The following is a 23,227-nucleotide window of genomic DNA, read 5'->3' on the forward strand; positions in this document are numbered from 1 at the left end:
CACCTCCGCAAGCCGTCAACGAGACGGCCGCGGCAACCGCCACCGTCAGGGCGGAAGCGACGGGGGAACCAGACAGCACGGGGGGCGGTGTTGTCGATGTCCTGAGTTTCAAGGGCACCTCTTTGTCTTGGGTTTGTTCTGGGCGACGCCCTTTCCTTATCCTAACAGCACCAATGAGGCGATGGATTTCGCATATCAATCCATGCAATTCGCGCTTTCCCCAACTCTTGAGACTCAAGAGTTGGTTCTCCTCGAGATCTGTTGCCGTGACACTGTTTTTACAATTTTTCAGCCTTCATTGTATTTTTTATTCTATAAGGTCTTGATACTTAGTCCGGAATTACGCATTATGCCGCTCCCGCGCAGCATCGTCCCAGGAGGACATCGGATGAGACGTCACACCGCCACCCTCGCCCTCGCTCTGTGCGCCACGGGTTGCGCACCGGAGGAGGGCTCCCCGGGGGAGAACCCCGTCGACAGCCTCGCGCAGGTGGAGCAGGCCGAGTCGCTCACCGAGCCGTCCGAGGCCAATGCCATCCGGTTCCTCGAGCAGGCCACCTTCGGGCCCCGCCTCGCCAATGGGGTGAGCCCCCAGCCCATCGACAGCGTGGAGCACGTGGTGGACGTGGGCATCACCCAGGCCATCTCCGAGCAGCTCTCGGCGCCCCGCTACACGTACGACGGGACGACCACGAGCAAGGAGATCGGCTCCCAGTTCTTCTACAACGCCATCATGGGCAAGGATCAGCTGCGGCAGCGGGTGGCCTTCGCGCTGAGTCAGATCCTCGTCGCGACCTCGAATGGCATCAACGACAGCACGACCACGCCCGAGTCGGAGCCCAAGGTGGCGATGGCGGGCTATCTCAACCTGCTCTCCGCGAACGCCTTCGGCAATTTCCGCACCCTGCTGGACGCCATCACCCGCGACCCCGCCATGGGCAGCTACCTGGACATGGTGAACAACCGGGCGTTCGACACGGCGGGCAAGGCCATCGAGCCGAACGAGAACTACGCCCGGGAGCTGCTCCAGCTCTTCACGCTCGGGTTGCACAAGCTGAACGACGACGGCACCGTGAAGCTCGACGCCAACGGCGTGCCGCTCCCCGCGTACACCGAGGCCCAGGTCCAGGCGTTCTCGCGAGCCCTCTCCGGGTGGACCTTCGCCAGCGCCACGGGCTGCCCCACCAAGGGCCGCAACAACCCGGCCAACTACGCCCAGCCGATGGTGGGCTGCGATGTCAATCACGACTCCACGTCGCAGACGCTCCTGCGGGGCGTGGTGACGACGGCGGGAGCGAGCGCCACGGTGCACCTCAAGGAGGCGCTCGACAACATCTTCGCCGACCCGAACCTGCCTCCGTTCATCTGCAAGCAGCTCATCCAACACCTCGTCACCAGCAATCCCAGCCCCGCGTACGTCAGCCGGGTGGTGGCTGTCTTCAAGAACAATGGCAGTGGCGTACGGGGTGACCTGGGCGCGGTGGTCCGGAAGATCCTCGAGGACACCGAGGCGCGCGGCCCCCAGCCGCCGCTGTCGCTCTACGCCACCTTCGGCCGGCTCCGCCCGCCCGCGTTGTTCATCACCTCGACCATCCGGTGGTTGAACGGCACGCTGGATCAGACGGTGGACAAGAACCCGGGAGCCAAGCTCAACTCCTGGAGCAAGTCGCTCGGGCAGGAAGTGCCCAGGCCCTCGTCGGTCTTCAGCTACTACCCCCCCAACGCTCCCGCCCCGGGCGGCAACGGGCTGCTCGGCCCCGAGTTCGCCATCCTGGACACCGCGACGGCCACCGCGCGCGCCAACTTCGTGCACGACCTGCACTTCTCGAGCACGGCGGCGACCAATGGCATCCTGATCGACTACAGCAAGCTGCCCGCGGACCCGAGCGACCTGGTGTATTGGCTCGGCCGCTACTGGCTCCATGACGCGGCGTCCTCGAACATCCAGCTCGCGGTCTACAACGCCATCGTCGATCCCCGCGCCGGCAGCACCCGCCGACAGAAGCTGGCCCTCTACCTCACGTCGCTCTCCCCCGAGTTCCAGATCCAGAGGTAATCCCATGAGCTCCTCACGACGCCAGTTCCTCCGGGCCACGGGCCTGCTCACCGCCGCCGCCACCCTTCCCCGCTGGTGGGGAGAAGCGCGCGCCGCCACCGCCGCCGGCTACGCGGGCCACCGCGCCGCGGTGTGTGTCTTCCTTCTGGGCGGCAACGACTCCAACAACCTCATCGTTCCCCGGCTCGCGACCCCCCATGCGCAGTACCTCGCGGCGCGGCCGAACATCGGCATCAAGCTGGCGGACCTGCTGCCCATCAACCCCGTGGGGACCGCCACCGGCTCCTATGGACTGCACCCCTCGCTCACGAAGCTCCAGGCGCTCTTCGAGCAGGAGAAGGCCGCGGTGGTGTGCAACGTGGGGCCGCTCGTGTTGCCCATGAAGAAGACGGACTACACCTCGGGCGCGGTGGCACGGCCGGACAACCTGTTCTCCCACTCCGACCAGCAGGACGCCTGGGCGAGCGGCATCGCGAACCCCTCCAGCGTCATCCTCCCCCTGCCGCTCATCGGCAAGGTGACCGGGTGGGGCGGCCGAGCCGCGGACAAGATCAGCGGACTGAACCCCGGGGAGTATCCGGAGGTGACCTCGTTCGGCGGCAAGGGGCTCTTCTCCCTGGGCGCCTCACGGCAGCCCATGACGGTGGCCAGCAATGGCACGCTCGGCTTCCGGGCCTCGAGCGACGCCGCCTTCGGCGCCCTGCAACAAGAGGCGCTCGCCGAGGTGCTGGCCCTCCACAACGATGTCACCCTGGAGGCCTCCTATGGTGACACGTTCTCCATGGCGCAGAGCTTCGCCAACTCGCGCACCACCGCGAAGGAGACCGCCTGGAACCTGCTCCCGCAGGCCACGCGCGAGGCCGTCGACGCCCTGTTCGTCCTGCCCACCGACGGCGGGGGCTGGACCCTGCCGCCCCAGCTCTACCAGGTCCTCCGGGACATCGTGGCGGGAGCGACTCCCGTGGCGAGCGGCGGCCTGGGCCTCAAGCGCCAGATGTTCTCGGTGGGGTTGGGCGGCTTCGATACCCACTCCGGGCAGGACACGGCCCAGCGCTCGTTGTTCAAACAGCTCGACTTCGCGCTCGACGCCTTCTACCGGGCGCTCGTGCTCGTCCAGACGGCCATTGGAGCCAACGCGCCACAGGCCACGCTCTTCACGATGAGCGACTTCAGCCGCACCCTCCGGGAGAACTCCGACAAGGGGACGGACCATGGCTGGGGAAGCCATGCCCTCGTCCTCGGGGATCGCGTCCTCGGGCGCCGGTTGTATGGCACGTTCCCCAACCTGGACCTGTCCAGCAACGCGGCGAACAACCCGGACACCGTCGACTCCAAGGGGCGTTGGATTCCCACGTTGTCCGTGGACCAGTACGCCCACTCCATCGTGTCGTGGTTGGGTTTGTCGACCACGGCGGAGCGCGACTACGTGTTCCCCAACATGAAGGACTACCTCGCCGCGGCGACCGCCAACGGCTTCCCGACCGCCGCGCGGCAGTCCAAGATCGCGTTCATGATGGCGGACGCGTAAGGCCCGGGTGGCGCCAGGGGCAATATCCACTCGCAGTCAAATGATTTGACTGTGAGTGCCGCCCCGTGAAAAGCTCCATTCTGGAGGGGGACGGCGGTGGGGGAGGAACCGCAAGACACGGGAGAGGCGATGCCACCGGCTGCACGTGTCGGAGACCTACAGAGCTGTCCGCTGGTCAATCCAGGACCAGTTCCCCACATTGGAGGTCCCGTCAGCACGGGTGAGGATACGGTCATCATCGAGGGGCAACCCGCGGCCCGAGTTGGTGACCCCGCCCTCTGTACAGGTGTGGGGAGTGAAACGGCCCTGGGTTCAGGCTCGCCAACCGTCATTATCGGCAGGCAGAAGGCTGCTCGACTGGGCGATACGTCGTGCCATGGCGGCAAGATCGTCACAGGCGCCGCGACAGTCTTCATTGGCGATGCGGGCTACAGCGCCATGAGCACTGCCCGTGAGAGTGGCGCACCCTTCGTGAGCATCAGCACGGAGGAGTGAGCCACGCGGCCACGACTTCCTTCAAGAAGGCCTTGAGACGGATTGCGGCACATCCGTGTCGAATACCCATGTTGGGGGGGGGTGGGTGGCTGACTCCGGCCAGCCGCCAAGGCGGCAGTCGCGCGTCACCGACAGTCATCGCGCGGCGGTAGCCGACACGTAGCGCACGGAGCCGACGCGAAGGGGGAGTGCCCAGGTGGGCGTGACGTCGCCGGGCGCCGCGGCATCCTCTCGCTTCGTTTCTTCCCATGAACGAACCGTTGTCTACCTGCCCTGGCGGAAGGTGTCTCCCCCATGAATTGGACGAAGAACAGTCCTTCACTCACGGCGTCCTCGCTGCCCTCCTGGATGCAGGTATCGGCGATTGATCTCGAGGCACTGCGGCAGGAGGGCCGCCAAGGAAGACTCTTCGCTGTTCTAGACGCCTGCCACACGCCACAGGTACTCGCGCGCGTGGCCGAGCTGGGTGAGCACCGAGGACGAATCCTGTACCGAGGCGCGGCGGCTCGAAACCTCGCGGAGCAGGCTCCCTATCTGGTCCACGTCGATGAAGAGTTGCTCGCGTGGATCCACTCGACGCTCTGGACCCAGCCCTGGGGCATATTCATCCAAGGCGCCCTCTCCTTCGAGGACCTCTTCGTCCACCTCCGAAAGTTCCTGACAGTCGATTCGCCGCATGGCGAGCGCTGGTTCTTCCGCTACTACGACCCGCGAGTGCTCCCGGCATTCCTCGCCGCGTGCTCCGACGAAGAGGCCAATGACTTCTTGGGCCCGGTACAAGCATTCTCCATCCTGGGGGCCGGGATGGAGGGCCTCCGGCTGGAAAGGGTGTCCCACTTCCGCGGGTCCGCCGCGGCGCGAACCCGAGCCGTAGGAACCCGGTTCCGGCTACGAGAACCGCACCTCACCGCGCTGCAGCCTCTCGCCCACCCGCATAGCTCGGACCGGCTCCTCCAGGGCTTGCGTGAGCGGGGACATGCCTTCAAGCGGGAACCGGCCACCGGGGATCTCGTCGGAAGTGACGCGCTCGGATACTCAACACGACTCACCCTGGGCGCTGACCACATGCCCCAGCGGCTCCTGACACCGGCGGGCGCTCTCTTCCAATTCGAGAATGACGCCAGGGGACAAGTGAAGACGCTGATCCTCCCTGGGGGGGCGAGGCTCTCGCTCAAGCGCGACACGAAAAACCGGCTGACCGAGGCAGGACAGGAAGGAGAAATCCCCTACCGATTCGGCTACGACGAGCAGGACCGCCTGCTCCACATCACCTATCCGGATGGGACGTACGAGTCCCTGGACTACACGGAGGACGGCAAGGTAGCGGCCAGGCGCGACCGAGCGGGTGCGCTCCGGCGCTATAGCTACAACTCCCGAGGCCATCTTGAAGCCTGTGCGAATCCACTCGGACGGCGCACGGCCCTCGAGGTCGACGAGGAGGGGCGGCTTGCGTCCATCACCCATCCGGACGGCTCCCGGGAAAGCTTCGTTTACGATCCGTCTTCCCGGAAGGCGACCCAGACAACACGGGATGGGCGCACGGTCACGAGGCAGCTCAATGCCAACGGTCACCTGGAGGAGATCCGCTGGGCGGATGGCTCCTCCGTCCGCCTGGAAATCACCCCTTCCGGGCGGTTGGACGCAGCCTCGAACGCACAGGCACATACGGCGTATACCTATGACGCAGAGGACCGGTTGCGCTCCGAGCATACCGGAGAGGCTGGCTTCACCTACGAGTACGACAAGGCGGGCCGACTCATTGCCTTGACGTCTTCGCGAGGAACCACGGTCCGCTATGAATACGACCCGGACGGCAAGCCCCTGTGCGTGCGTGCCTGGGGGAAGACGATCTCGCTCGAGTATGAGGCCTCTGGTGCCATTCAGCGTTTACGCTACGGCGCCGCCGTCATCGAGGAGCAGGAACATGCACGGTTTGGCCGGCGCTCCCACTCCCGTGTCACGGACGGCAACAACCACTGCTTGAGCGAGCAGCGCTATATCTACGACGCGTGCGAGCGCCTGATCGCCCTCTATGACCGCCAATCGCCTGAAGCATGGCTCGAGCGCTCATTCACATACGACCAGGGCAGCCGGCTGGTGTCAGAGCGGGTTCAACAGGGAAACCAGTCCCAACAATCCATCCACCATGCCTATGATGCCAATGGCAACCTGATACTCGATGGAAGCGTCCGCCGACAGTTTGGTCCGATGGACGAACCGCGAAGCCATGGTGACTTCCGGATCGAGTACGACGCACTCGGACAGGTCACCCGGTTGCCAGGCCCCCACGGTGAGCTGGAGTGCCGCCACAACGCGGATGGAACACTCGGGGAACTTCAGGCAAGCGGCGTCCGCTGGAACTATACCTATGATGCGCTGGGCCGTCGCATCACGGCCACGGACGGCCAGCGGACATGGCGCTATGGCTGGTCTGGTCTGCAATTGATATGGGAGGAGCAGTGTGAGGCCCCGGATGCGCCACCGGCTCGCCGTGAGTACGTCTACCTGCCCCAAGGGGTTTCACCCATCGCCTTCCACGAGGCTGGCCGGACGTACTGGATGCAGCAGGATGCCCGCCAGGCGGTCATCGCCGTGTTCGATGACGAGGGACGTCTCGCTTGGAGGGCGCGCTACGATTCCTTTGGAAAGGCGCACATCGACGTAGGGCGCGTGCGGCAGCCCTGGCGCCTGGCGGGCCAGTACGAGGACGAGGACACGGGGCTCCACTACAATCTGGGGAGATACTACAGCCCATTGCTCAAGAGCTATCTGTCCCGCGATCCCGCGTGGTTCAAGGAGGGAGCAACCGGGTACAGTTACTGCGCCAACGACCCATGGAACCATATCGACCCCCACGCCCAGTGGGCTTGGATCGCCGCAGGAGCCATCATTGGGGCTGTCGTTGGGGGGGTGGTGGCGGCCCTCGAGGGCAAAAGCCCCATGCAGATCGCCGCCGCGGCCCTCGAGGGCGCCGTGACGGGGGCTGCCTTCGCGGTCAACCCCTTCCTGGGTGCCGCGGTCTTCGCGGCGGCCGACATCCTCCACCAGGGGCTGGAGAACGGTTGGTCGAATATTTGTATATCCTGTGCGCTACTCAAGGCGGCCATCGTGCTGGCGGGCGGTTGGGTATTAGGCCATGCGATGGGCTTCGTCGCGAGGCGCATCGTCCGGGCCGTCAACGGCGCCAAGTTGGCGGCGGCCGTGGGGAAGTGGATACCTCGGTGGGCATTGCGTCCCTGGAAACTCCCGCCCAGCGTCCGGGGCTTCTTCATCGAGGGCCACCTTCAAGGCAACCTGCCCTATGGGTTCAAGGTTTTTGACAAGTTCAACAGAGCAGCAGGAGTTGCCACCAGCATCAAATCATGTAACCTGTTCGCCAAGACCTACCAAAAGCCCGGCAACCTGGATAGACTACTCAAGGGATATATCAATAAAATGAGGAACTTCGCAGGCGACAGCAAAGGTGGAGTGACCATCCTCCCAGGAGACGTCACGACCCGGGTCCTCCAGGTCGCCGTACCAAAAGGTGCCGCCACCCCGGCGCAGCAGCAAGTGCTCAACAACGCGATTCAGCACGCCCAGAGTCAGAGTCGACCAGGGCTCAGAATCATCATGGAGATCATCGAGATTCCCTGACCATGCCAGCCAGAGCCACTATCTACATCTGTGACGGGATGTTCTACGTCCCCACCATCGGCGCCGCGGAAGTGGGATGGGTCGACATCGAGCCCATTCTCAAGGCCGAGGCCGAGGGCCTCGCCGAGGCCCTCCGCTCGTCATTGGCACGAGGAAACCCCGAAGCTCCGTCGCCTGGACGGGATCCAGACAAGGCACTCATCGTCAAGGCGACGGGCTCCAAGAAGTGGAGGGACTTCGAGAAGCGGGCGCTCAGCGTCACCATTCTATGTCACCCCGACCACTACGAGATCATTCCGATGATCAAGAACAAGCTGAAACGGTGGTCTTTCAATCATGAGCAGACGGCTCGCATTCCCATTGATGCTGGCCTGGAGGGGGTTGCGCAGTGGGCCGCCAGCTATTTGAAGAGCCATAATGAGCCCTGACCATCTGCGTGGTCGTCGAGCACTCGTGAGACGGGAGGCGCTCCGCCCCAGGGTATGGCCAGCCCAGCGCGTGCTCGCCCGCGGGCACCATCATCCAAGCAAACCCGCCGCGAGGCCGCAATCCGTGTCCTGACGGATTCGCGGCCCCGTGCTGGGTTGCTACCCGTACGCTTCTCCTTCCACCCAGAGGTGTACGGTGTCCTCACTGAACGCCGACCAGCAACGACGGGTCGACCATCAACTGCGACTGCTCGCCACCGTGCGCGCCCAGCATCCGGGCGGAGCACCCCCGTACTTCGCCCACATGCGGCTGGAGACCGGCCCGCGCGAGGTGGATGTGCTGCTCGCCTCCAGCACCCACGTCGGCCCGTCCCTCTCCCTCATCGACTGGCGGACAGCCCCCCCTCGCGGAGGTCTTCTTCGCCTACGAGGAGGGCGAGGAGTACGACGTCGAGGTGGGCGAGCGGGTGGTGTCGGGCAGGCTGCTCGAGAAGAACCTGCTCGGCTTCGAGGCGGGGGCGCTCGTGTGGATCGACACGGGCGAGGAGACCACGCCTGGAGTGCACCGGGGCGGACTGGCGCCAGAACGAGGACGTGCCCCGGCCCCACCTGCCCCCCCGCCCCGCCGAGGTCCGCCAACCCTTCCGCTCGCCCCTGGAGGTGCGGCTCGACCCCGCCCAGCAGCGCGTCGTGGACCTGCCCCGGGACCGGAGCGTGCTCCTGCTCGGGGAGGCGGGTTTCGGAAAGACGACGGTGGCGCTGCACCGGCTGGTCGAGCTCCAGCGGGAGGCGGGCCCTGGGTTCCGAGGCGCGGTGCGCGTCCCCACGGAGGGGTTGAGCCGGCTCACCCGGCTGATGCTCGAGCGCCGGGGCGTCGAGGGAATCGACGTGTGGACGTACGCACAGTGGGCCGCGTCCGTGGCCCGGCGCGTCTTCAAGGATCTGCCCCGGCGCGAGAGCGTGGATGCGACGTCCGGAGGGATTCGCCTCAAGCGCCATCCCGCGCTGCGCGGCATCCTGGAGGAGTTCATCCAGCGGCATCCCAGCCCCGTACGGGACGAGGATCGGCCCACCAGTTCCTGCGCCCGCGCCTCGCGCGTGGACCTGGAGCACTTGTTTGGAGACCGCTCCTGGATGGAACGAGTCCTCTCCGCCATGGCGGGCGCCCTCCCCCTCACGGTGGCCGCCGAGGTGACGGAGCACACGCGCATTCAATTCCTGGATCCCACGGAGATCGAATACGCCCACGTGGATCGCGAGAACCTCGTCACCGTCGATGGCCAACGCATCGACGCAGGCACGCCGATGGAGGACGCGGACAGCGTCGACACCGAGGACTACGCGGTTCTCTTCGAGTTGGAGCGGCTCAGGACCCGGGCCGATGGAGCGAAGCCTGGCGCCCTCGCGGCGTATGACTGCATGGTGGTCGACGAAGCCCAGGAATTCGCGCATCTGGAGCTCGCGCTCCTGCGCCGCGGGCTGCGGCCCGGAGGCACCTTCATCGTCTCCGGAGACGCGGCACAGCAGGTGGACCCCACCTCGTTCTTCGGCGGATGGGACGCGGTGTTGGAGGAACTCGCGGTGCCCACGGCCGAGCGCGCCGTGCTGGAGGTGAGCTACCGCTGCCCGGACGATGTCACGGCACTCGCCCGTTGCCTCATCGACCCGGAGCGCGTGGCCCTTCGCGCGCCTCCCTCCATCACCCACTGCCGGCGGGACAACCTGTTCCATCTGGCGGTCTGGCTCACGCGGGAGTCGCGCGCCCTGCTGACGGAGGATCCCTCGGCGAGTCTGGCGATCATCTGCCGCTCTCCCGAGGCGGCGAGGACCTTCGCGCATGCCCTCCAGCACGGGCCTCCCGCGAGGCTCGCGCTCGCGGGGCAGTTCGAGTTCCGGCCCGGGGTCACCGTGACGTGCGTCCAGGAGCTCAAGGGCCTCGAGTTCGACTGCGTGCTCATCCCAGACACCACGGCGAGCACCTACCCGGACACGCCCGAGTCCCGCCGTGCGCTGTACGTCGCCGTCACCCGCGCGACCCATCGGCTGGGGCTCGGGAGTGCCGGAGCCTGGAGCCCGTTGCTCACGAGCGCTCCCCGGTAGCGTGTTGGAACACCGGGCCGCCATGAAGTGTGCGGCGTCGAGCAGGAACGGGGCGACACCGCCACCCGACTCAACGCGCGGTGATAGCCTCGAGTACATGCTCCCGCTCATTGAGGAAGCTCGCCAGAAGCAGGCTGACAGCTCAACTGGGGCGTCGGTCCGGGAGTCCTCCGATGCGCCTGAGCCGCCCGACTGTAAGGGCCAGCAGCATCACGTCATCTCCAAGCCCATCGCCAAGGAGTTGGAACTCCACCCTACACTCACGGGCGTTTATGAACACCGAGACTCACGCTTCGTCACCAAGGCCGTCGACGAAGCAGCGCATTGCGGCTACCAGGATTCATCGGAAAATCGATGCAGAGGTCATCCACTGGCTGCGCACGCACAAATCCGCGACCGCAAAGGAGTTCGAAACCTTCCTGCGCTCCGTCTACAAACGTCCCGACATGAGAGCGAGGTTTCCCCGTGGGATCTGAAGGCCACTCCGCACCTCGCTTCTTCGTCCTCGGTCATGCCATCGGCTCCAACCACGACACCTCTTTCGAAAGGATTGGAGGAACCATTGGCGAGGCACCACGGTGTCCCGACTGCTGCGCTTTTACCGGCATGCGAACGTGGTTGCCCCCACTGCGCGGTGAATTGAAGTTGAACGGCAAGGAGTTCGGGGACCTCGTGGGAGGGCCTGGTGGCGGATACCTCGTCACCGGCCGCTTCATGGAAACCTTCCGCTCGGAAGGGCTGACCGGACTGTCTGGCTTCCAGCCCGTAGAACTCGTCCGCGTGCGCGGTCGGAGGCGCACCACGGAATCAGCCTCCTCTCCCCGCTACTTCTACACCACGCCCGTCTTCGGCGGCGCGGCGGTGGATGAGGCCAGGAGCCGCATTCGGCGCGCCTCCCCATCACCTGTGATTCCTGCCGGGAGACGAATGTGGACACCATCCACGGCTTCACCCTGGAGAAGGAGACCTGGCGCGGCGAGGATGTGTTCTACGCCCGCGGCCTGCCCGGCAGTGCCGTGGTTTCCGAGCGCTTCGTCCACTTCGTGGAGCGGCACCAGTTGACGAACATGCTGCTGACCCCCACTGAGGAGTACACCTGGGATCCCCTGAAGCTGGGACCGCCACCGCCCACGCGGTAAGTGAACCCCTCTGGACGCGGTCTTCACCTCGCGGCCCGGATTGCCTTGTCCGTGGCCTCGAGGTCGAACGCCTCCGGGTCATAGGAACCCCCCACCCACTCGAGCAGCTCTTCGCGCCCTTCGTGCCCGGGGTTGCGGAGAGCCTCGAGCAGGTTGTCGTAGCCGGGCACGCCACCACAGTCTTCCGGCGGAGCCGCACGGGCGCCCGCGGTGCACGCCGGATATCGCATTCGGGCCTGGGCTGGCTGCACCTTCTTGACGCGGATGCGGTGCACCCAGTTGTCCCCCATATCATAGACGTACGAGAAGGAAGCACGCGCCGCCGGAGCGAGGTCCGAGAGAAGGTACTTGCGCTCGTCGAGGATGGGCCGAAAGAAGCCCAATTCATCGCCAGGTAATCGGGGCCCGTAGATCTTCGAGCGCGTCTCGAACTGATGCAGGTGGCTGTTCGTCCATCCGAAGGCTTCTTGAAGGATGGCGTGCAGCTTCAAGAGTGAAGTGCCTGCCTGGACATGAAGCTCCCGCCAGATGGGGGGCTGTATCCCCTCCAATTGAGCGTGCAGGACGTAGATGGAACCCGGCGGCGTGCTTTTCCTGGATGAAGGCATGATGGCGGCGCAACCTAACTCAGGCGGTCATGCCGTCCACACCACTTCCGAGGTCATCCCGCGCATCGGCTCACTTCGCAACAAAAGCTCCGCGCTGAAGCGCGTTCCCCGACACACGCTCCCCCCTGAGGGTCCCGTTCCCGGACTGGACCCGGGACCCCTGCGTGCCACGAACGAGGAGGATTGGCTGGAAGAGCAGGTGCACCAGGAGCGGGGGGCGGCGACACCGAAGGCCGCGACCGGTTCCGGGCCCGCTCAGGACTTCAGCTTGTACCCCGTCTTGAAGATCCACCCCACGCCGCCGAGGCACAGGGAGAGGAACACCAGGGTCATGCCGAGGCTGACCTCGACGTTGACGTCGGAGGAGCCGTAGAAGCTCCAGCGGAAGCCGCTGATCAGATACACCACCGGGTTGAACAGGGTGATCTTCTGCCAGAGGGGCGGCAGCATGTGGATGGAATAGAAGGCGCCACCGAGGAAGGTCAGCGGGGTGACGACGAGCAGCGGGATGATCTGCAGCTTCTCGAAACCGTCCGCCCAGACGCCAATGATGAAGCCAAACATGCTGAAGGTGACCGCGGTGAGCACCAGGAAGCCCACCATCCAGAACGGATGCGCGATCTCATAGGGCACGAAGATCCGGGCCGTCGCCAGGATCAGCACGCCCAGCATGATCGATTTGGTGGCCGCCGCCCCCACGTAGCCGATCACCACCTCGACGAAGGACACCGGCGCGGACAGCAGCTCGAAGATCGTGCCCGACCACTTCGGCATGTAGATGCCGAACGAGGCATTGGAAATGCTCTCGCTCAACAACGACAGCATGAGCAGGCCCGGAATGATGAAGGCCCCGTAGCTGACCCCGTCGATCTGACCCATGCGCGAGCCGATCGCCGAGCCGAACACCACGAAGTACAGCGAGGTGGACAGCACCGGCGAGGCGATGCTCTGCATCAGCGTGCGGAAGGTGCGGGCCATCTCGAACTGGTAGATGGCGCGGATCGCATACACGTTCATGACCGGGCCCTCACGAGGCTGACGAAGATGTCCTCCAGCGAGCTCTCGCTGGAATGCAGATCCTTGAAGTCGATGCCGTGCTCGCCCAGCCGCCGCAACAGCGTCGCGATGCCGGTCTCCTCCTCCTTCTGGGTGTCGAAGGTATAGACCAGCGTGCTCCCATCCGCAGACAGCTCGAGCGCCAGCCCGGCCAGCGCCTCGGGGATGCGCTCCAGCGGGCTCCTCAGCCGCAGGGTCAGCTGCTTCGTGCCGAGCTTGCGCATCAGCACCGCCTTGTCCTCCACCAGGATGAGCTCGCCCTTGTGGATCACCCCGATGCGGTCGGCCATCTTCTCCGCTTCCTCGATGTAGTGCGTGGTCAGGATGATCGTCACCCCGCGCTCACGCAGGCCCCGCACCATCTCCCACATGTCGTGGCGCAGCTCGACATCGACGCCCGCGGTGGGTTCGTCGAGGAAGAGGATCCGCGGCTCGTGCGACAGCGCCTTGGCGATCAGCACCCGGCGCTTCATGCCGCCGGACAGCGTCATGATGCGCGAGTCCTTCTTGTCCCACAGCGACAGGTCGCGCAGCACCTTCTCGACATAGGCCGGGTTGGGAGGCTTGCCGAACAGGCCGCGGCTGAAGTTCACCGTGGCCCAGACGCTCTCGAACGCGTCGGTGGACAGCTCCTGCGGCACCAGCCCGATCTTCGCCCGGGCCGCGCGGAAGTCCGACACGATGTCATGCCCGTCGGCCAGCACCGTACCTCCGCTCGGGTTGACGATCCCGCAGATGACGCTGATCAACGTGGTCTTGCCCGCCCCGTTGGGCCCGAGCAGGGCGAAGATCTCCCCACTCTGGATGTCCAGATTGATGGACTTGAGCGCCTGGAAGCCCGAGGCGTACGTCTTGCTGAGGTTCTTGACGGAAATCACCGGCTGCACGAGACACCCCTCCTGCCCACGAACCTCCCACCCTAGAGCACCCGCCTGGTGGAGGCCAGAGACCGTCCTCCCTCGAACTACGAAGGGCTTCGTTGACATCTACGAAGATGTTCGTATAAACAGGGCATGGGAGGACGAGCGATGAGTGAACCCAAGCTGCCCCGCCCGACGGACGCGGAGCTGGCCATTCTGCAGGTGATGTGGGAGCGCGGCCCGAGCACGGTGCGCGAGGTGCACGAGGCGTTGAACAAGGGCGACGCCAGCACGGGCTACACGACGGTGCTCAAGCTGATGCAGATCATGACGGAGAAGGGGCTCGTCGAGCGGGACGAGTCCCAGCGCGCGCACGTGTACCGCACGCGGGCCTCGCAACAGAAGACGCAGCGCCAGCTGGTGACGGACCTGCTCAATCGCGCGTTTGGCGGCTCGCCCGCGCGGCTGGCCATGCAAGCCCTGTCGACGAAGAAGGCCTCGGCCGAGGAGCTCGCCGAGCTGCGGCAATTGCTGGACACCCTGGAGGAGGAGGAGAAGCCATGAGCACGCTCGTATGGCAGTCCCTGGGCTGGGCGTTGTTGCACCTGTTGTGGCAGGGAACCCTGGTGGCCGTGGCCCTGGCCGTGGCGCTCCAGGTGGTGGATCGCCGCGCGGCCTCGCTGCGCTACCTGCTGGCCTGTGGCGCGCTGGCCCTCATGCTCGTACTGCCCGTACTCACCGGCTGGCATCACGTCCTCACCCATCCGCGCACCGGCTCCGCACCGGAAGCCGCCGCCCTGGCGAGTCCCTCCGAGCCACGTCCCCTTCCCTCGCCCGCTCCCGCCGCGTCGGGTCCCGAGGCGGCAGGTGACACCGGATTCGCGTTCATGGTGGAGCGCGCCCGGTCGGGGGTGAGCGGGAACCTGCACGCGCTGGTGCTGGCCTGGGGGTTGGGAGTGGTGCTGTCCTCGCTCCGGCTGCTGTCCGGGTGGCTGAGGCTGCGCCAGCTGGTGCGCGAGGCCGAGCCCGCCCCCGTCGAGTGGCAGGAGTCCCTGGAGCGGCTGGCGCGACACCTGGGCATGACGCGGCCGATGCGGCTGCTGTGCTCGGCGGAGATCGACGTGCCCGCGACCCTGGGATGGTTGCGGCCGGTGGTGCTGCTGCCCGTGACGGTGCTCACGGGGCTGTCGGCACGCCAGCTCGAGATGGTGCTGGCACACGAGCTGGCCCACATCCGCCGCCATGACTTCGCGGTGAACCTGGTGCAGACGTTGGTGGAGACGCTCCTCTTCTACCACCCGGCGGTGTGGTGGATGTCGCGCGTCATCCGCGCCGAGCGCGAGAACTGCTGCGATGACATCGCCGTGGGCACCAGCGGCAACGCGGTCTCGTATGCCCGGGCCCTCACGGCGCTGGAGTCCCTGCGCGAGCTGCCCGTGTCGGGTCCGGCGATGTCCGCCCTGGGCGGCTCGCTCACGGCGCGCGTGCGTCGTCTGGTGGGCAGGCCCGCCACGCGGTGCGCGTCGCGGTGGGAGGCGGGCGCCCTGCTGCTCACCCTGATGAGCGGACTGGCCGTGGCGGCCCCCCTGGTGGCCCTCGCCCTGCCCGCCGCTCCCCCCCTCCAGACCCGAGCGAGTCCCCCGCTGAAGGTCGCGCTCGCCGTCGCCCCGGCGCCCGCCCCCGCTCCGGCGCAGCCGCTCGCCCCGGGCTCCGTGCCCATTCCCGTTCCCCAGCCGAGCGCACCCGCCGAGAGCGCCGGGAAGCCCGCCCCGAAGGCCCAGGCGAAGGAGCCCCTGCGTCTGGGATTGAAGGAGCCGCTCACGGTGGACCAGCTCGTCGAGCTCAAGACGGCCGGGGTCTCCATGGAGCAGAAGCGGCAATGGGAAGCGCTCGGCTACGCGCCCACCGTGGAGGAGCTGGTGCAGCTCGGCCACGCCAACGCGACGCCCGAGTACATGAAGGAGATGACGGACGCGCTCGGGAACAAGCCCACACTCGGGGAGCTGGCCCAGATGCGGTTCCTGGGCGTGAGCGCGCGAAAGGTGAAGGCGCTCGCGGCGGCCGGCCATCGAGCGCTGTCCGTGGACCAGGTGAAGCAGGCGGCGGCGCTCGGCATGGACGAGGACTTCCTCCAGGAAATGCGCGAGGCGGGCCAGGGCTCACTCACCTTCGATCAGCTCATCCAGTTCCGGGCCCTCGGCGTGAAGGGGAAGTACATGCAAGCGCTCAAGGAGCTGGGTTACGACAAGCTCTCCGCGGACGAGCTGGTGCAATTCAAGGCACTCGACGTCTCCCCCGGGTACCTCCGCGGACTGCGGGAGGCGGGATTGGACAAGCTCGACCCGGAGGCCGTGGTGAAGCTGCGCGCCCTCGGCGTGGACGCGAGCGACCTGCGCAAGCTGCGTGACGAGGGATTGGACAAGCTCTCCGTGGACGAGTTGATCCGCCTGCGCTCCTCGGGCGTGGACGCCGACTTCATCCGCGAGCTGCGCAAGGAGCCGTGACAGGTCAGGAGGCCTCGGCGGCTCCGGGGACCCGCGTTTCCAGGGTGGAAGCCGGCGCCTCCCCGCGCAGCAGCCCCATCGCCACGACGCCGTGCAGGCACAGCGCGAGCGACAGCGGCCAGGAGTCCAGCCAGGCCGGTGGCGCCTCCAGCCGGGAGAGCAGGACGCTGGGCCGAAGCCCACGAATCATATCCTGGCGGGTCCGTACCGGAACCGGGTATTCGTGCCGGAGAACGGAAGCCAGCGCCCGCCCTCCTGGAGACCCATGAAGCAGCCAAGCCCCGCGATGAAGATCTGGACCCTCGCACTGAGCGTGTGCGACCTGGTGCTGGGCGCCGGGTGCTCCCACACACAACAGCCAGACCACCGCATCTACGTCGTCTCCGAGGATGCGCGTGGAGTCGGTATCGCTCCTGGCACCGGGGGTGCTGGTGACCGCGACTGCCAAGGCGGAGCACGAGCAGTGTTTCAGGAATTGTTGGCAGAAGAGCCGCCCGGCATACCCCCACAAACACGATGAATGGCATTACAAGCGCTGCACGGCGGACTGCGGAAAGGCATACAACGACTGCATGGATGAACAAGAAGAGGAGGCGAAGAAAGGAACAAAGACGCTGGAATTCTCGCACCTCGACCAAGCACTCGAATGGATCAAGAAAAACAAAACCGAGGTGGCGATTGGAACCGTCGTCATCATCGGTGGTGTTGGCTTTTTCATCTCAACGGGCGGTTCTGGCGCGTTGATCCTGGCGCCGCTCGCCCTCTAGCCGCATGCGGTCATGAACTACAATTCAAACTTCGACATGGACCGCATCCTGGAAACCCTGGGAACGGTGAACGAAAAATATCCAGAGGGCTCGCCGCAAGACGAAGCGCTCCGGATCGCCGCGGTCGCGCTGCTTTATGTGCGTGACATCCAAAAACTGGACGAGTACCGAGAATACTTTCGCAAGTTCTACATCCCCGCCATCGAGTCAGTCATCGTCTCCCAAACGTTCGAGACGAGAGACGCGGCGGATGCGTGGCTCGCCAATGGAACGGCCAGCGAAGGAGAACTCGTCCAAATTGCTGGCCAGGGTTTCCGCGTCATCACCGAACGCAAGGGCAAGGGGCTGATGTTCCTCCGCACGCCCCTGCCGGAAGAAATGGAGTGACATGACCTGCGCGAGCCCTCCGTCCAGGCGAGCGAGCGCAAGTGGTGGGGGCGGGACTGCTCGCGCTGGCGGCGGGCTCGCGAATCGAGGAGCGGCACTTGAGCCTGCCCTCCGAGCCCCCCGCCGCGGGGTGAGCCGCTCAGCGCGAGGGAGCGCGCCGCCGGTACTCCGTCTCGACGGCCTTGGTCTCCGGGCCCTGGCCCTCGGGCGGAATGTTGTAGTGGGTGATGAGCAGCCGATCCGGCTCGGGCTGATGGATCTCCGTCCGCCAGCCCCAGGGCGGACCGGAGGGCGCCGCGTAGCTGCCCTGGACGGCGTAGCCCTGGCCGCCCCGGCTTCCCGTGGAGAACATGATGCTGGTGCCGCTGTGGAAGCTGTCGACCCAGGCCATTTCGTAGCGCTCGGGATCGAGGTGATAGCCATAGATGGCCATCCCGGCGAGCGGCTTGCCCTTGAAGGCGCCCTCGTACTCATGCACCACGAAGCGCCCGCCGAGCACGGGACGGATCGTCCCGCGCCAGACGGACTCGTCTTCGAGCGTGTCGGGCTCGAACCACGTCCGCGTCACGCCCTCCCACTCGCCCACGAGCTTCGACAACTGGTGATGGAGACCACCCTCCGCCTGGGACTGCTCCAACGACTGTTTGGTCATGGGCGGCGAGCTTACAACTGGCAGGTGCCTTCCACGCACCGCTCGCCGGAGGGGCAATCACAATTCACGGAGCACTCCGCCCCGCTGCCCGGGGAGTCCGAGGGCTGGCAGTAGCCCACCTTGCACACGGAGCCCGTGGCGCACGCGGTGGTGGAGGTGCAGGGCACGCGGCAGGAGCCGTCCACGCAGTCCGAACCCGAGGCGCACTGCGAGGCGCTGGTGCACGAGGGCTCCGCGCGCGGACGGCACAGCCCGGCCGAGCACTGCTGCGCGGCACCGCAGTCGGAGTCCACCGAGCAGCCCCGCACGCACGCGTTGTTGATGCAGTAGTTGCCCGAGGGGCAGTCCGCGTTGCGCACGCACACGGCCGAGCCCGCGTCGATCGGCGTGCCCGTGCCGCCGTCCGTGGGCGGACGCGGGCAGCCCGAGCCGCCATCCACCGGGGGCAGCCCGCCATCCGTGGGCCGCGTGCCGCCATCCGTGGGCCGCGTGCCCGCGTCGGGACGCGACGTCACCTGGCAGTAGTACCCGTCGCAGTAGCCGCCGTTGGGGCAGTCCGCGTTGCGCGAACACGACTGGTTGCACACCCCGTTGACGCAGGTGTCCCCGCGCGTGCAGTCCCCCGCCGAGCGGCAGGTCTCCGCCTGCGCGCCCAGGTCCTCGCACTGGCCCCGCATACAGTACTGGTTGGAGCGACAATCCGAGTTGTCGTCACACGCGGATTGCCCGGGACGATCGTAGCCATCGTAGTCGTCGTGGACGAAGACACATCCAGCGAAGAAGCCCACGATGAGCGCGAGCATCGGGGGCAACAGCGACACCTTCTGGGAAGGAACGATCGACATGGGGGACTCCATCGGGGGCCAGCTCCGGGCGAATGGGGCGGAAGGCCACCGCTCATCTCGCAATAGGAGCAGAGATTCTACCCGACAGCAGGGCGATTCCGGGTGCCCCGCCATCTTCTGAACGCACGCGCTCCCACGTGCCAGCTACCGCTTCCCGAACCCGAACCCGAATGTCCAGGCCGGAACGACCGTGGCGACCACCCCCGCCCCCCACCCGTACAGCAGCTCGTCGAGCGGAACGCCGAGAAACCGGCCCGGGAGCAGGAGGCTCGGCCTCCAGGTGCGCTCGAAGACCCCGGGCAGAAGCCCCGCGAAGATCAGACACAGCCCCAGGTAGATGACCGCCGACACCAGCCCCCCGAGCAGCCCTGGCCCCCACAGGTCCGGGCGCACCCACCACAGGGCCGCCGCGCACACCCCCATCGCCACCACCGAGGCGTAGAGGATGGGCACCCCCACCCCGCGCAATAGCCCCGCCAACCCCAACACGAGCCCCAGGGCCCCCACGGCCCGCGGCAGGGAGCGCACGGCGTCTCCTCGCGGCACCACGGCCCGGCGGAACGCCACGGCGTAGGCGGTGGAGGAGAAGGCCGCCAGCCCGGCGACGAACAACACGTCCTCGAGCCCGAAGCCGATCCGATCGGCCAGATCGAACAGGAACCGGGGCGTCCAGTACTCCGGATAGAAGAGCCACTCGGTGGTGGCGAACGGGAGCGCGAAGGGCACCGTCCGCTTCATCAGCCAGCGCAGATCCGGACGGACGAACCAGATGAGCGCTCCGGGCAGAAGGAACAGGAGCGCCAACACCAGGAACTCGTACGTCATGGCCACGCCAGCCCGAGCAGCGGCCACGCCACCATGGCCAGGGTCGCGGTGATCGCGGCGGCCACCCGGACCTGGATCCGCCACGAGCCCGGAGGCGCGGGACGCACGCCCACCACCGCGAGCGTCGCGGCCACGGGCACCCACAAGGCCGCCCCCACCTCCAGCCCCACCGACGCCAGCCCGCGCGGCGCCAGGGCCCAGGTAAGCCCATTGAGCGCCACGATGACCCAGGCGGCCCGCTCACCGCCCACGCGGACCGGCAGCGTGTGCTTGCCACTGTGCCGATCCGAGGGCTCGTCCGGGAGCGCGGTGGCGATGGAGCACGCGAGGTGGGTGGGCCACAGCATCACCATGAGCGCCCAGGGGAAGTCCGCGAGCGCTCCGCCCTGCGCGAGGTACCCATACAGCGGCAACACCCCGGCCACGCCCAGCATCTGCAACAGCTCGCCGCCGCCCCGGTAGGACAGCCGCAACGGCGGATAGCTGTAAGCCCACAGCAGCGCCACCGCCGCCACCGCCAGGACCCCGAGCAGCGGCGCGCGGTGCACCACCGCCAGCCCCACCGACACGCCGACGAGCGCCACCGCGCAGGCGATCGCCGCCCTCCCCAACGCCCTCGGGGAGAGCCGGCCCTCGACCAGCACCCGCGAGCCCCCCGAGAACACCGTCGCCGTGCGGTTGCGGCGATCCGTCTCCTGGTCCGCCCAGTCATTGGCGTAGACGATGAAGAGCTGATCCAACACCCCGAAGAGCTGTACCGCGACGAGCGTCCCCACCCGCAACGCGCCGCCCGTCGCGTGCACCGCGATGAACTGCCCGAGCAGCAGCGGAAGCGCGATGTATGACTGGGAGGGCAGCCGCGACGCCTGGAGCCAGGCCCCAAGGCGCGCGAGGCCCGGGCTCACGACGCGTCTTCCCGCGCGAGCCCCAACCGCTCGGCGACCTCGGCGCGCAGCTCGGTGAAGGGCAGATCCCAGCGGCGCTCGCCATCCAGGCGCCACGCCTTGACCGGGATGAGCTCTTCCCGGGCGAGCACCTGGTGCAGCCGTGCCTCGTCCCGGGGCTCGCGGCGGAAGGAGAAGGGATTGCGGAAGGTCCGGCCCTCGAGCGGCCCGTACTTGGTGTCGTGGTCCGAGATGAGGTCGCGCAGTTCCTGGAGCCGGGTCTCCAGGTAGTCGAGGAACGCCGGATCGAAAGGCCCGATGCCCGCGCGCTCCCCGGGCTCGCGCGCCACCCAACGCGCCCAGTCGTAGCCGAACAGGAAGTCATGGGCGTAGCGGAAGCGCAGCTCGGACTTGTTGCCGAAGCCCCGGCACAACGCCGCCACCCGCCCGGCGAACGCGCGCATCTCGTCCGCGCCCCCCGCCTTCCACAGGCAACAGGCCAGGTAGTCCAGGTCCCAGAAGATGTTGTCCGGAAAGTCCTCGACGAGCACACCCACCACGTCGGCCAGTCCCTCGGCGAAGGCCCGCCGCCGCGCCTCCTCTCCCTCCATCAACCGCGCCGCCAGTTCCACCGGTAGCGGCGCGCGCGCGCGGGAGGGATCCAACGAGGCACGCGCCCCCAACGCGGGCCCCAGGCGCTCCAACCGCGCGAACAGCCTCCGGGCATCAGCGATCACCGCGCACCTCCCCACCGCCCCATGAGCACCAGCGCGGACAACACCAGCGTGCCCCACCAGATGGCGCGGTGGAGTTCCAACTTGTAGGCCCCTTGCGCCGCGAACGCATTCGTCACCGCTTCCGGGCTCTTGCGCCACGCACGCACGCCGAAGAACAGCACCGGGAGCGCCGCCAGGAACCCCAACGTCCCCCTCGAGATCCAGAACACGGCCCCCATGGACAGCAGGCCATCCGAGGCCCGCCGGACCGCCGAGTTCCCCAGCCACGTGGTGAAGGTGCGCTTGCCTCCGGCACGGTCACTCTCCTCGTCGGACAACCCACTGGCGAGCGCGCTCGCCAGGCAGAGCGCCAGCAGTCCCGGAGCCCAGGTGCGCAGTGTCCCTGGCGCCCACTGTCCACATTGCGCATAGGCATGCAGCACGGGAAGCACCCCGCCCACGCCCACCATTTCCAGCAACTCCCCGCCCCCCCGGTAGTTGAGCCGCAGTGGCGGCAGCGTGTAGGCGGCGAAGATGAACAGGCTCAGGGCCGCGAGCGGCAGGAGCAACGGCCGCGCGAGCACGGCTCCGGCGGCGCCCGCCAACACCAGGGCCCCCACCCCCGCGCCCAACCCCGCCAGCAGCAGGGCCCTCGCGGGGAGGATGCCGTCGGGGATCGTCTTCGGCGAACAGCCGCGCGGGAACATGCGGCGCTTGAGGGCATCCACCTCGCGGTCCGCCCAATCGTTGAGCAGCACGATGAAGGTGATGTCCAACGCCGTCCACAACACGCCCCAGGCGAGCGCGCCCGCCGACCACCGCCCCGCGCTCGCCGCCCCCACCGCCTGTCCGAACAACGCGGGGACGAACACCTTCGGCCAGCTCGCCGGCTTCAGCGCGTACCACCACCGCCGCGCGGACCCCATCGACTCGACACCCACCACGCAATGCCTCCCGGCGTACGACCTCCCTCACCCACTTATAGCGTCGAAACGGGCCGTGCTCGTGTGCCACTTCGTCCACGCTTGCTGTCCGCCGGTGGACACCCCGCGCAAGCGCTTCCCCGAGAGAACATCGTCCCTATTTTGACCGGACGGAGGTTGGACATGACGAAGGTCACGGATCAGGCATCGGGTGTCGTCGCGGGCACCCTGGACATCTCCACCGAGAGTGAGCAGGACGTCGCGCAACCCACCGACGCGGGCGCGGTGCTCGCCCGCCGCAAGCTCGCCGCAACCCGCGCGAAGAAGGCCGCCGCCCGGGCCCAGGCGCCCCTGGCGAGCCGCACGGCCACCTCCGGCAAGCTCCGCCAGAAACGTTGAGGCTCCACGGGTGCGGAGGACGGGAGACACGCTCTGTACTCCAGTCCACTGTCGCTCAACTTCCCCGTGCACGTGGCCGGAGCCTCCCTAGATTCCGCCGCCGATGTCACCCCGGAGCGGTGAGGCCGGGGCCACACCACAGAGGAGCGAACCATGACGAGGAAGGCACTGTTGGCCGTGACGCTGGGAACGCTGCTGGCCGGTAGCGTGGGCTGCCACCGCAACACGCGTGAGCGCGCCGAGGACACCGCCGAGGAGGCCGCCGACAAGGTCGAGGACACCGCCGAGAAGGCCGGCGACAAGGCCGAGGACGCCGCCGAGAAGGCCGGCGACAAGATCGAGGACGCGACCGACAAGTAGTCGGGCGGGAAGGCGAGCAGCCCGGAAAAGGCGGAGCGCGGGACCCGATGGTAGAACCG

Annotated in this window: 24 protein-coding genes; 13 read left to right on the top strand and 11 right to left on the bottom strand. The window is 67.1% G+C overall.

The window, feature by feature from the left end:
• Window positions 1-388: 388 nt before the first annotated feature.
• The 5 genes from D187_RS10890 to D187_RS10905 all read left to right on the top strand — a co-directional run bounded on the left by D187_RS10890 (window position 389) and on the right by D187_RS10905 (window position 8,143).
• Window positions 389-2,056, top strand: a complete 1,668-nt coding sequence (locus D187_RS10890) for a DUF1800 domain-containing protein (RefSeq protein WP_002626998.1) — start codon at window positions 389-391, stop codon at window positions 2,054-2,056.
• Between the two features lie 4 nt (window positions 2,057-2,060).
• Window positions 2,061-3,584, top strand: coding sequence for a DUF1501 domain-containing protein (locus D187_RS10895; RefSeq protein WP_002626997.1), 1,524 nt, complete (start codon window positions 2,061-2,063; stop codon window positions 3,582-3,584).
• A 129-nt stretch (window positions 3,585-3,713) separates the two neighbouring features.
• On the top strand, window positions 3,714-4,079 hold the full coding sequence (locus D187_RS59180; protein ID WP_076606145.1) for a PAAR domain-containing protein: 366 nt from the start codon (window positions 3,714-3,716) through the stop codon (window positions 4,077-4,079).
• 294 nt (window positions 4,080-4,373) lie between these two features.
• The gene (locus tag D187_RS10900) at window positions 4,374-7,715 is read left to right on the top strand and encodes an endonuclease toxin domain-containing protein (RefSeq protein ID WP_002626996.1); all 3,342 of its coding nucleotides are present in this window, start codon (window positions 4,374-4,376) and stop codon (window positions 7,713-7,715) included.
• Between the two features lie 38 nt (window positions 7,716-7,753).
• The gene (locus tag D187_RS10905; RefSeq protein ID WP_002626995.1) at window positions 7,754-8,143 is read left to right on the top strand and encodes a hypothetical protein; all 390 of its coding nucleotides are present in this window, start codon (window positions 7,754-7,756) and stop codon (window positions 8,141-8,143) included.
• A 202-nt stretch (window positions 8,144-8,345) separates the two neighbouring features.
• On the opposite strand, the gene D187_RS56350 is transcribed toward D187_RS10905, so the two are convergent.
• Complete coding sequence (locus D187_RS56350) at window positions 8,346-8,504, bottom strand: hypothetical protein (protein WP_162159635.1); 159 nt, start codon at window positions 8,502-8,504, stop codon at window positions 8,346-8,348.
• Window positions 8,505-8,737: 233 nt separating this feature from the next.
• Here D187_RS56350 and D187_RS10910 point away from each other — a divergent pair, with 233 nt between their 5' ends.
• On the top strand, window positions 8,738-10,243 hold the full coding sequence (locus tag D187_RS10910; protein WP_002626993.1) for an ATP-binding domain-containing protein: 1,506 nt from the start codon (window positions 8,738-8,740) through the stop codon (window positions 10,241-10,243).
• Window positions 10,244-11,172: 929 nt separating this feature from the next.
• Entirely contained in the window at window positions 11,173-11,382 is a 210-nt protein-coding gene (locus D187_RS10915) for a hypothetical protein (protein ID WP_002626992.1), read from the top strand.
• A gap of 23 nt (window positions 11,383-11,405) precedes the next feature.
• Here D187_RS10915 and D187_RS10920 read toward each other — a convergent pair whose 3' ends face one another.
• The 3 genes from D187_RS10920 to D187_RS10930 all read right to left on the bottom strand — a co-directional run bounded on the left by D187_RS10920 (window position 11,406) and on the right by D187_RS10930 (window position 13,933).
• Window positions 11,406-11,990, bottom strand: a complete 585-nt coding sequence (locus D187_RS10920; protein WP_043429288.1) for a plasmid pRiA4b ORF-3 family protein — start codon at window positions 11,988-11,990, stop codon at window positions 11,406-11,408.
• A gap of 255 nt (window positions 11,991-12,245) precedes the next feature.
• The gene (locus tag D187_RS10925; protein ID WP_002626990.1) at window positions 12,246-13,007 is read right to left on the bottom strand and encodes an ABC transporter permease; all 762 of its coding nucleotides are present in this window, start codon (window positions 13,005-13,007) and stop codon (window positions 12,246-12,248) included.
• Window positions 13,004-13,933 carry an ABC transporter ATP-binding protein gene (locus D187_RS10930; protein WP_002626989.1) on the bottom strand — a complete coding sequence of 310 codons (930 nt, stop codon included), beginning with the start codon at window positions 13,931-13,933 and terminating at the stop codon, window positions 13,004-13,006. The genes D187_RS10925 and D187_RS10930 overlap by 4 nt, the downstream gene beginning before the upstream one ends.
• A 141-nt stretch (window positions 13,934-14,074) precedes the next feature.
• On the opposite strand from D187_RS10930, the gene D187_RS10935 reads away from it, so the two are divergent.
• Both D187_RS10935 and D187_RS10940 read left to right on the top strand, forming a co-directional pair.
• Window positions 14,075-14,470, top strand: coding sequence for a BlaI/MecI/CopY family transcriptional regulator (locus D187_RS10935; RefSeq protein WP_002626988.1), 396 nt, complete (start codon window positions 14,075-14,077; stop codon window positions 14,468-14,470).
• Window positions 14,467-16,410, top strand: coding sequence for a M56 family metallopeptidase (locus tag D187_RS10940; protein ID WP_002626987.1), 1,944 nt, complete (start codon window positions 14,467-14,469; stop codon window positions 16,408-16,410). Before D187_RS10935 ends, D187_RS10940 begins: the two co-directional genes overlap by 4 nt.
• Window positions 16,411-16,414: 4 nt before the next feature.
• Here D187_RS10940 and D187_RS10945 read toward each other — a convergent pair whose 3' ends face one another.
• On the bottom strand, window positions 16,415-16,600 hold the full coding sequence (locus D187_RS10945) for a hypothetical protein (protein WP_002626986.1): 186 nt from the start codon (window positions 16,598-16,600) through the stop codon (window positions 16,415-16,417).
• A gap of 205 nt (window positions 16,601-16,805) precedes the next feature.
• Between D187_RS10945 and D187_RS54990 the strand changes: the two genes are divergently transcribed.
• Window positions 16,806-17,177 carry a hypothetical protein gene (locus tag D187_RS54990; protein WP_043429291.1) on the top strand — a complete coding sequence of 124 codons (372 nt, stop codon included), beginning with the start codon at window positions 16,806-16,808 and terminating at the stop codon, window positions 17,175-17,177.
• 12 nt (window positions 17,178-17,189) lie between these two features.
• A complete protein-coding gene (locus tag D187_RS10955; protein WP_002626984.1) occupies window positions 17,190-17,564 on the top strand; it encodes a hypothetical protein in 375 nt (124 codons plus the stop codon).
• Window positions 17,565-17,703: 139 nt separating this feature from the next.
• Here D187_RS10955 and D187_RS10960 read toward each other — a convergent pair whose 3' ends face one another.
• The 6 genes from D187_RS10960 to D187_RS10985 all read right to left on the bottom strand — a co-directional run bounded on the left by D187_RS10960 (window position 17,704) and on the right by D187_RS10985 (window position 22,430).
• Entirely contained in the window at window positions 17,704-18,216 is a 513-nt protein-coding gene (locus D187_RS10960; protein ID WP_002626983.1) for a DUF1579 domain-containing protein, read from the bottom strand.
• An 11-nt stretch (window positions 18,217-18,227) separates the two neighbouring features.
• A complete protein-coding gene (locus D187_RS54995; RefSeq protein ID WP_002626982.1) occupies window positions 18,228-19,061 on the bottom strand; it encodes a DUF7107 domain-containing protein in 834 nt (277 codons plus the stop codon).
• 144 nt (window positions 19,062-19,205) lie between these two features.
• Complete coding sequence (locus tag D187_RS10970; RefSeq protein WP_002626981.1) at window positions 19,206-19,886, bottom strand: lycopene cyclase domain-containing protein; 681 nt, start codon at window positions 19,884-19,886, stop codon at window positions 19,206-19,208.
• Window positions 19,883-20,791 (bottom strand): prenyltransferase, encoded by a 909-nt coding sequence (locus tag D187_RS10975; RefSeq protein WP_002626980.1) that lies wholly within the window; start codon window positions 20,789-20,791, stop codon window positions 19,883-19,885. Before D187_RS10975 ends, D187_RS10970 begins: the two co-directional genes overlap by 4 nt.
• Window positions 20,788-21,507: a hypothetical protein gene (locus D187_RS10980; protein ID WP_002626979.1), complete on the bottom strand. Its 720-nt coding sequence runs from the start codon at window positions 21,505-21,507 to the stop codon at window positions 20,788-20,790. The genes D187_RS10975 and D187_RS10980 overlap by 4 nt, the downstream gene beginning before the upstream one ends.
• Complete coding sequence (locus D187_RS10985) at window positions 21,504-22,430, bottom strand: prenyltransferase (protein ID WP_002626978.1); 927 nt, start codon at window positions 22,428-22,430, stop codon at window positions 21,504-21,506. The genes D187_RS10980 and D187_RS10985 overlap by 4 nt, the downstream gene beginning before the upstream one ends.
• A gap of 162 nt (window positions 22,431-22,592) precedes the next feature.
• Between D187_RS10985 and D187_RS10990 the strand changes: the two genes are divergently transcribed.
• On the top strand, window positions 22,593-22,808 hold the full coding sequence (locus tag D187_RS10990) for a hypothetical protein (protein ID WP_002626977.1): 216 nt from the start codon (window positions 22,593-22,595) through the stop codon (window positions 22,806-22,808).
• A 153-nt stretch (window positions 22,809-22,961) separates the two neighbouring features.
• On the top strand, window positions 22,962-23,168 hold the full coding sequence (locus tag D187_RS10995; RefSeq protein ID WP_002626976.1) for a YtxH domain-containing protein: 207 nt from the start codon (window positions 22,962-22,964) through the stop codon (window positions 23,166-23,168).
• The last annotated feature ends 59 nt before the right edge of the window (window positions 23,169-23,227 follow it).

It is taken from the genome of Cystobacter fuscus DSM 2262 (assembly GCF_000335475.2).
GTDB classification, from domain to species: domain Bacteria; phylum Myxococcota; class Myxococcia; order Myxococcales; family Myxococcaceae; genus Cystobacter; species Cystobacter fuscus.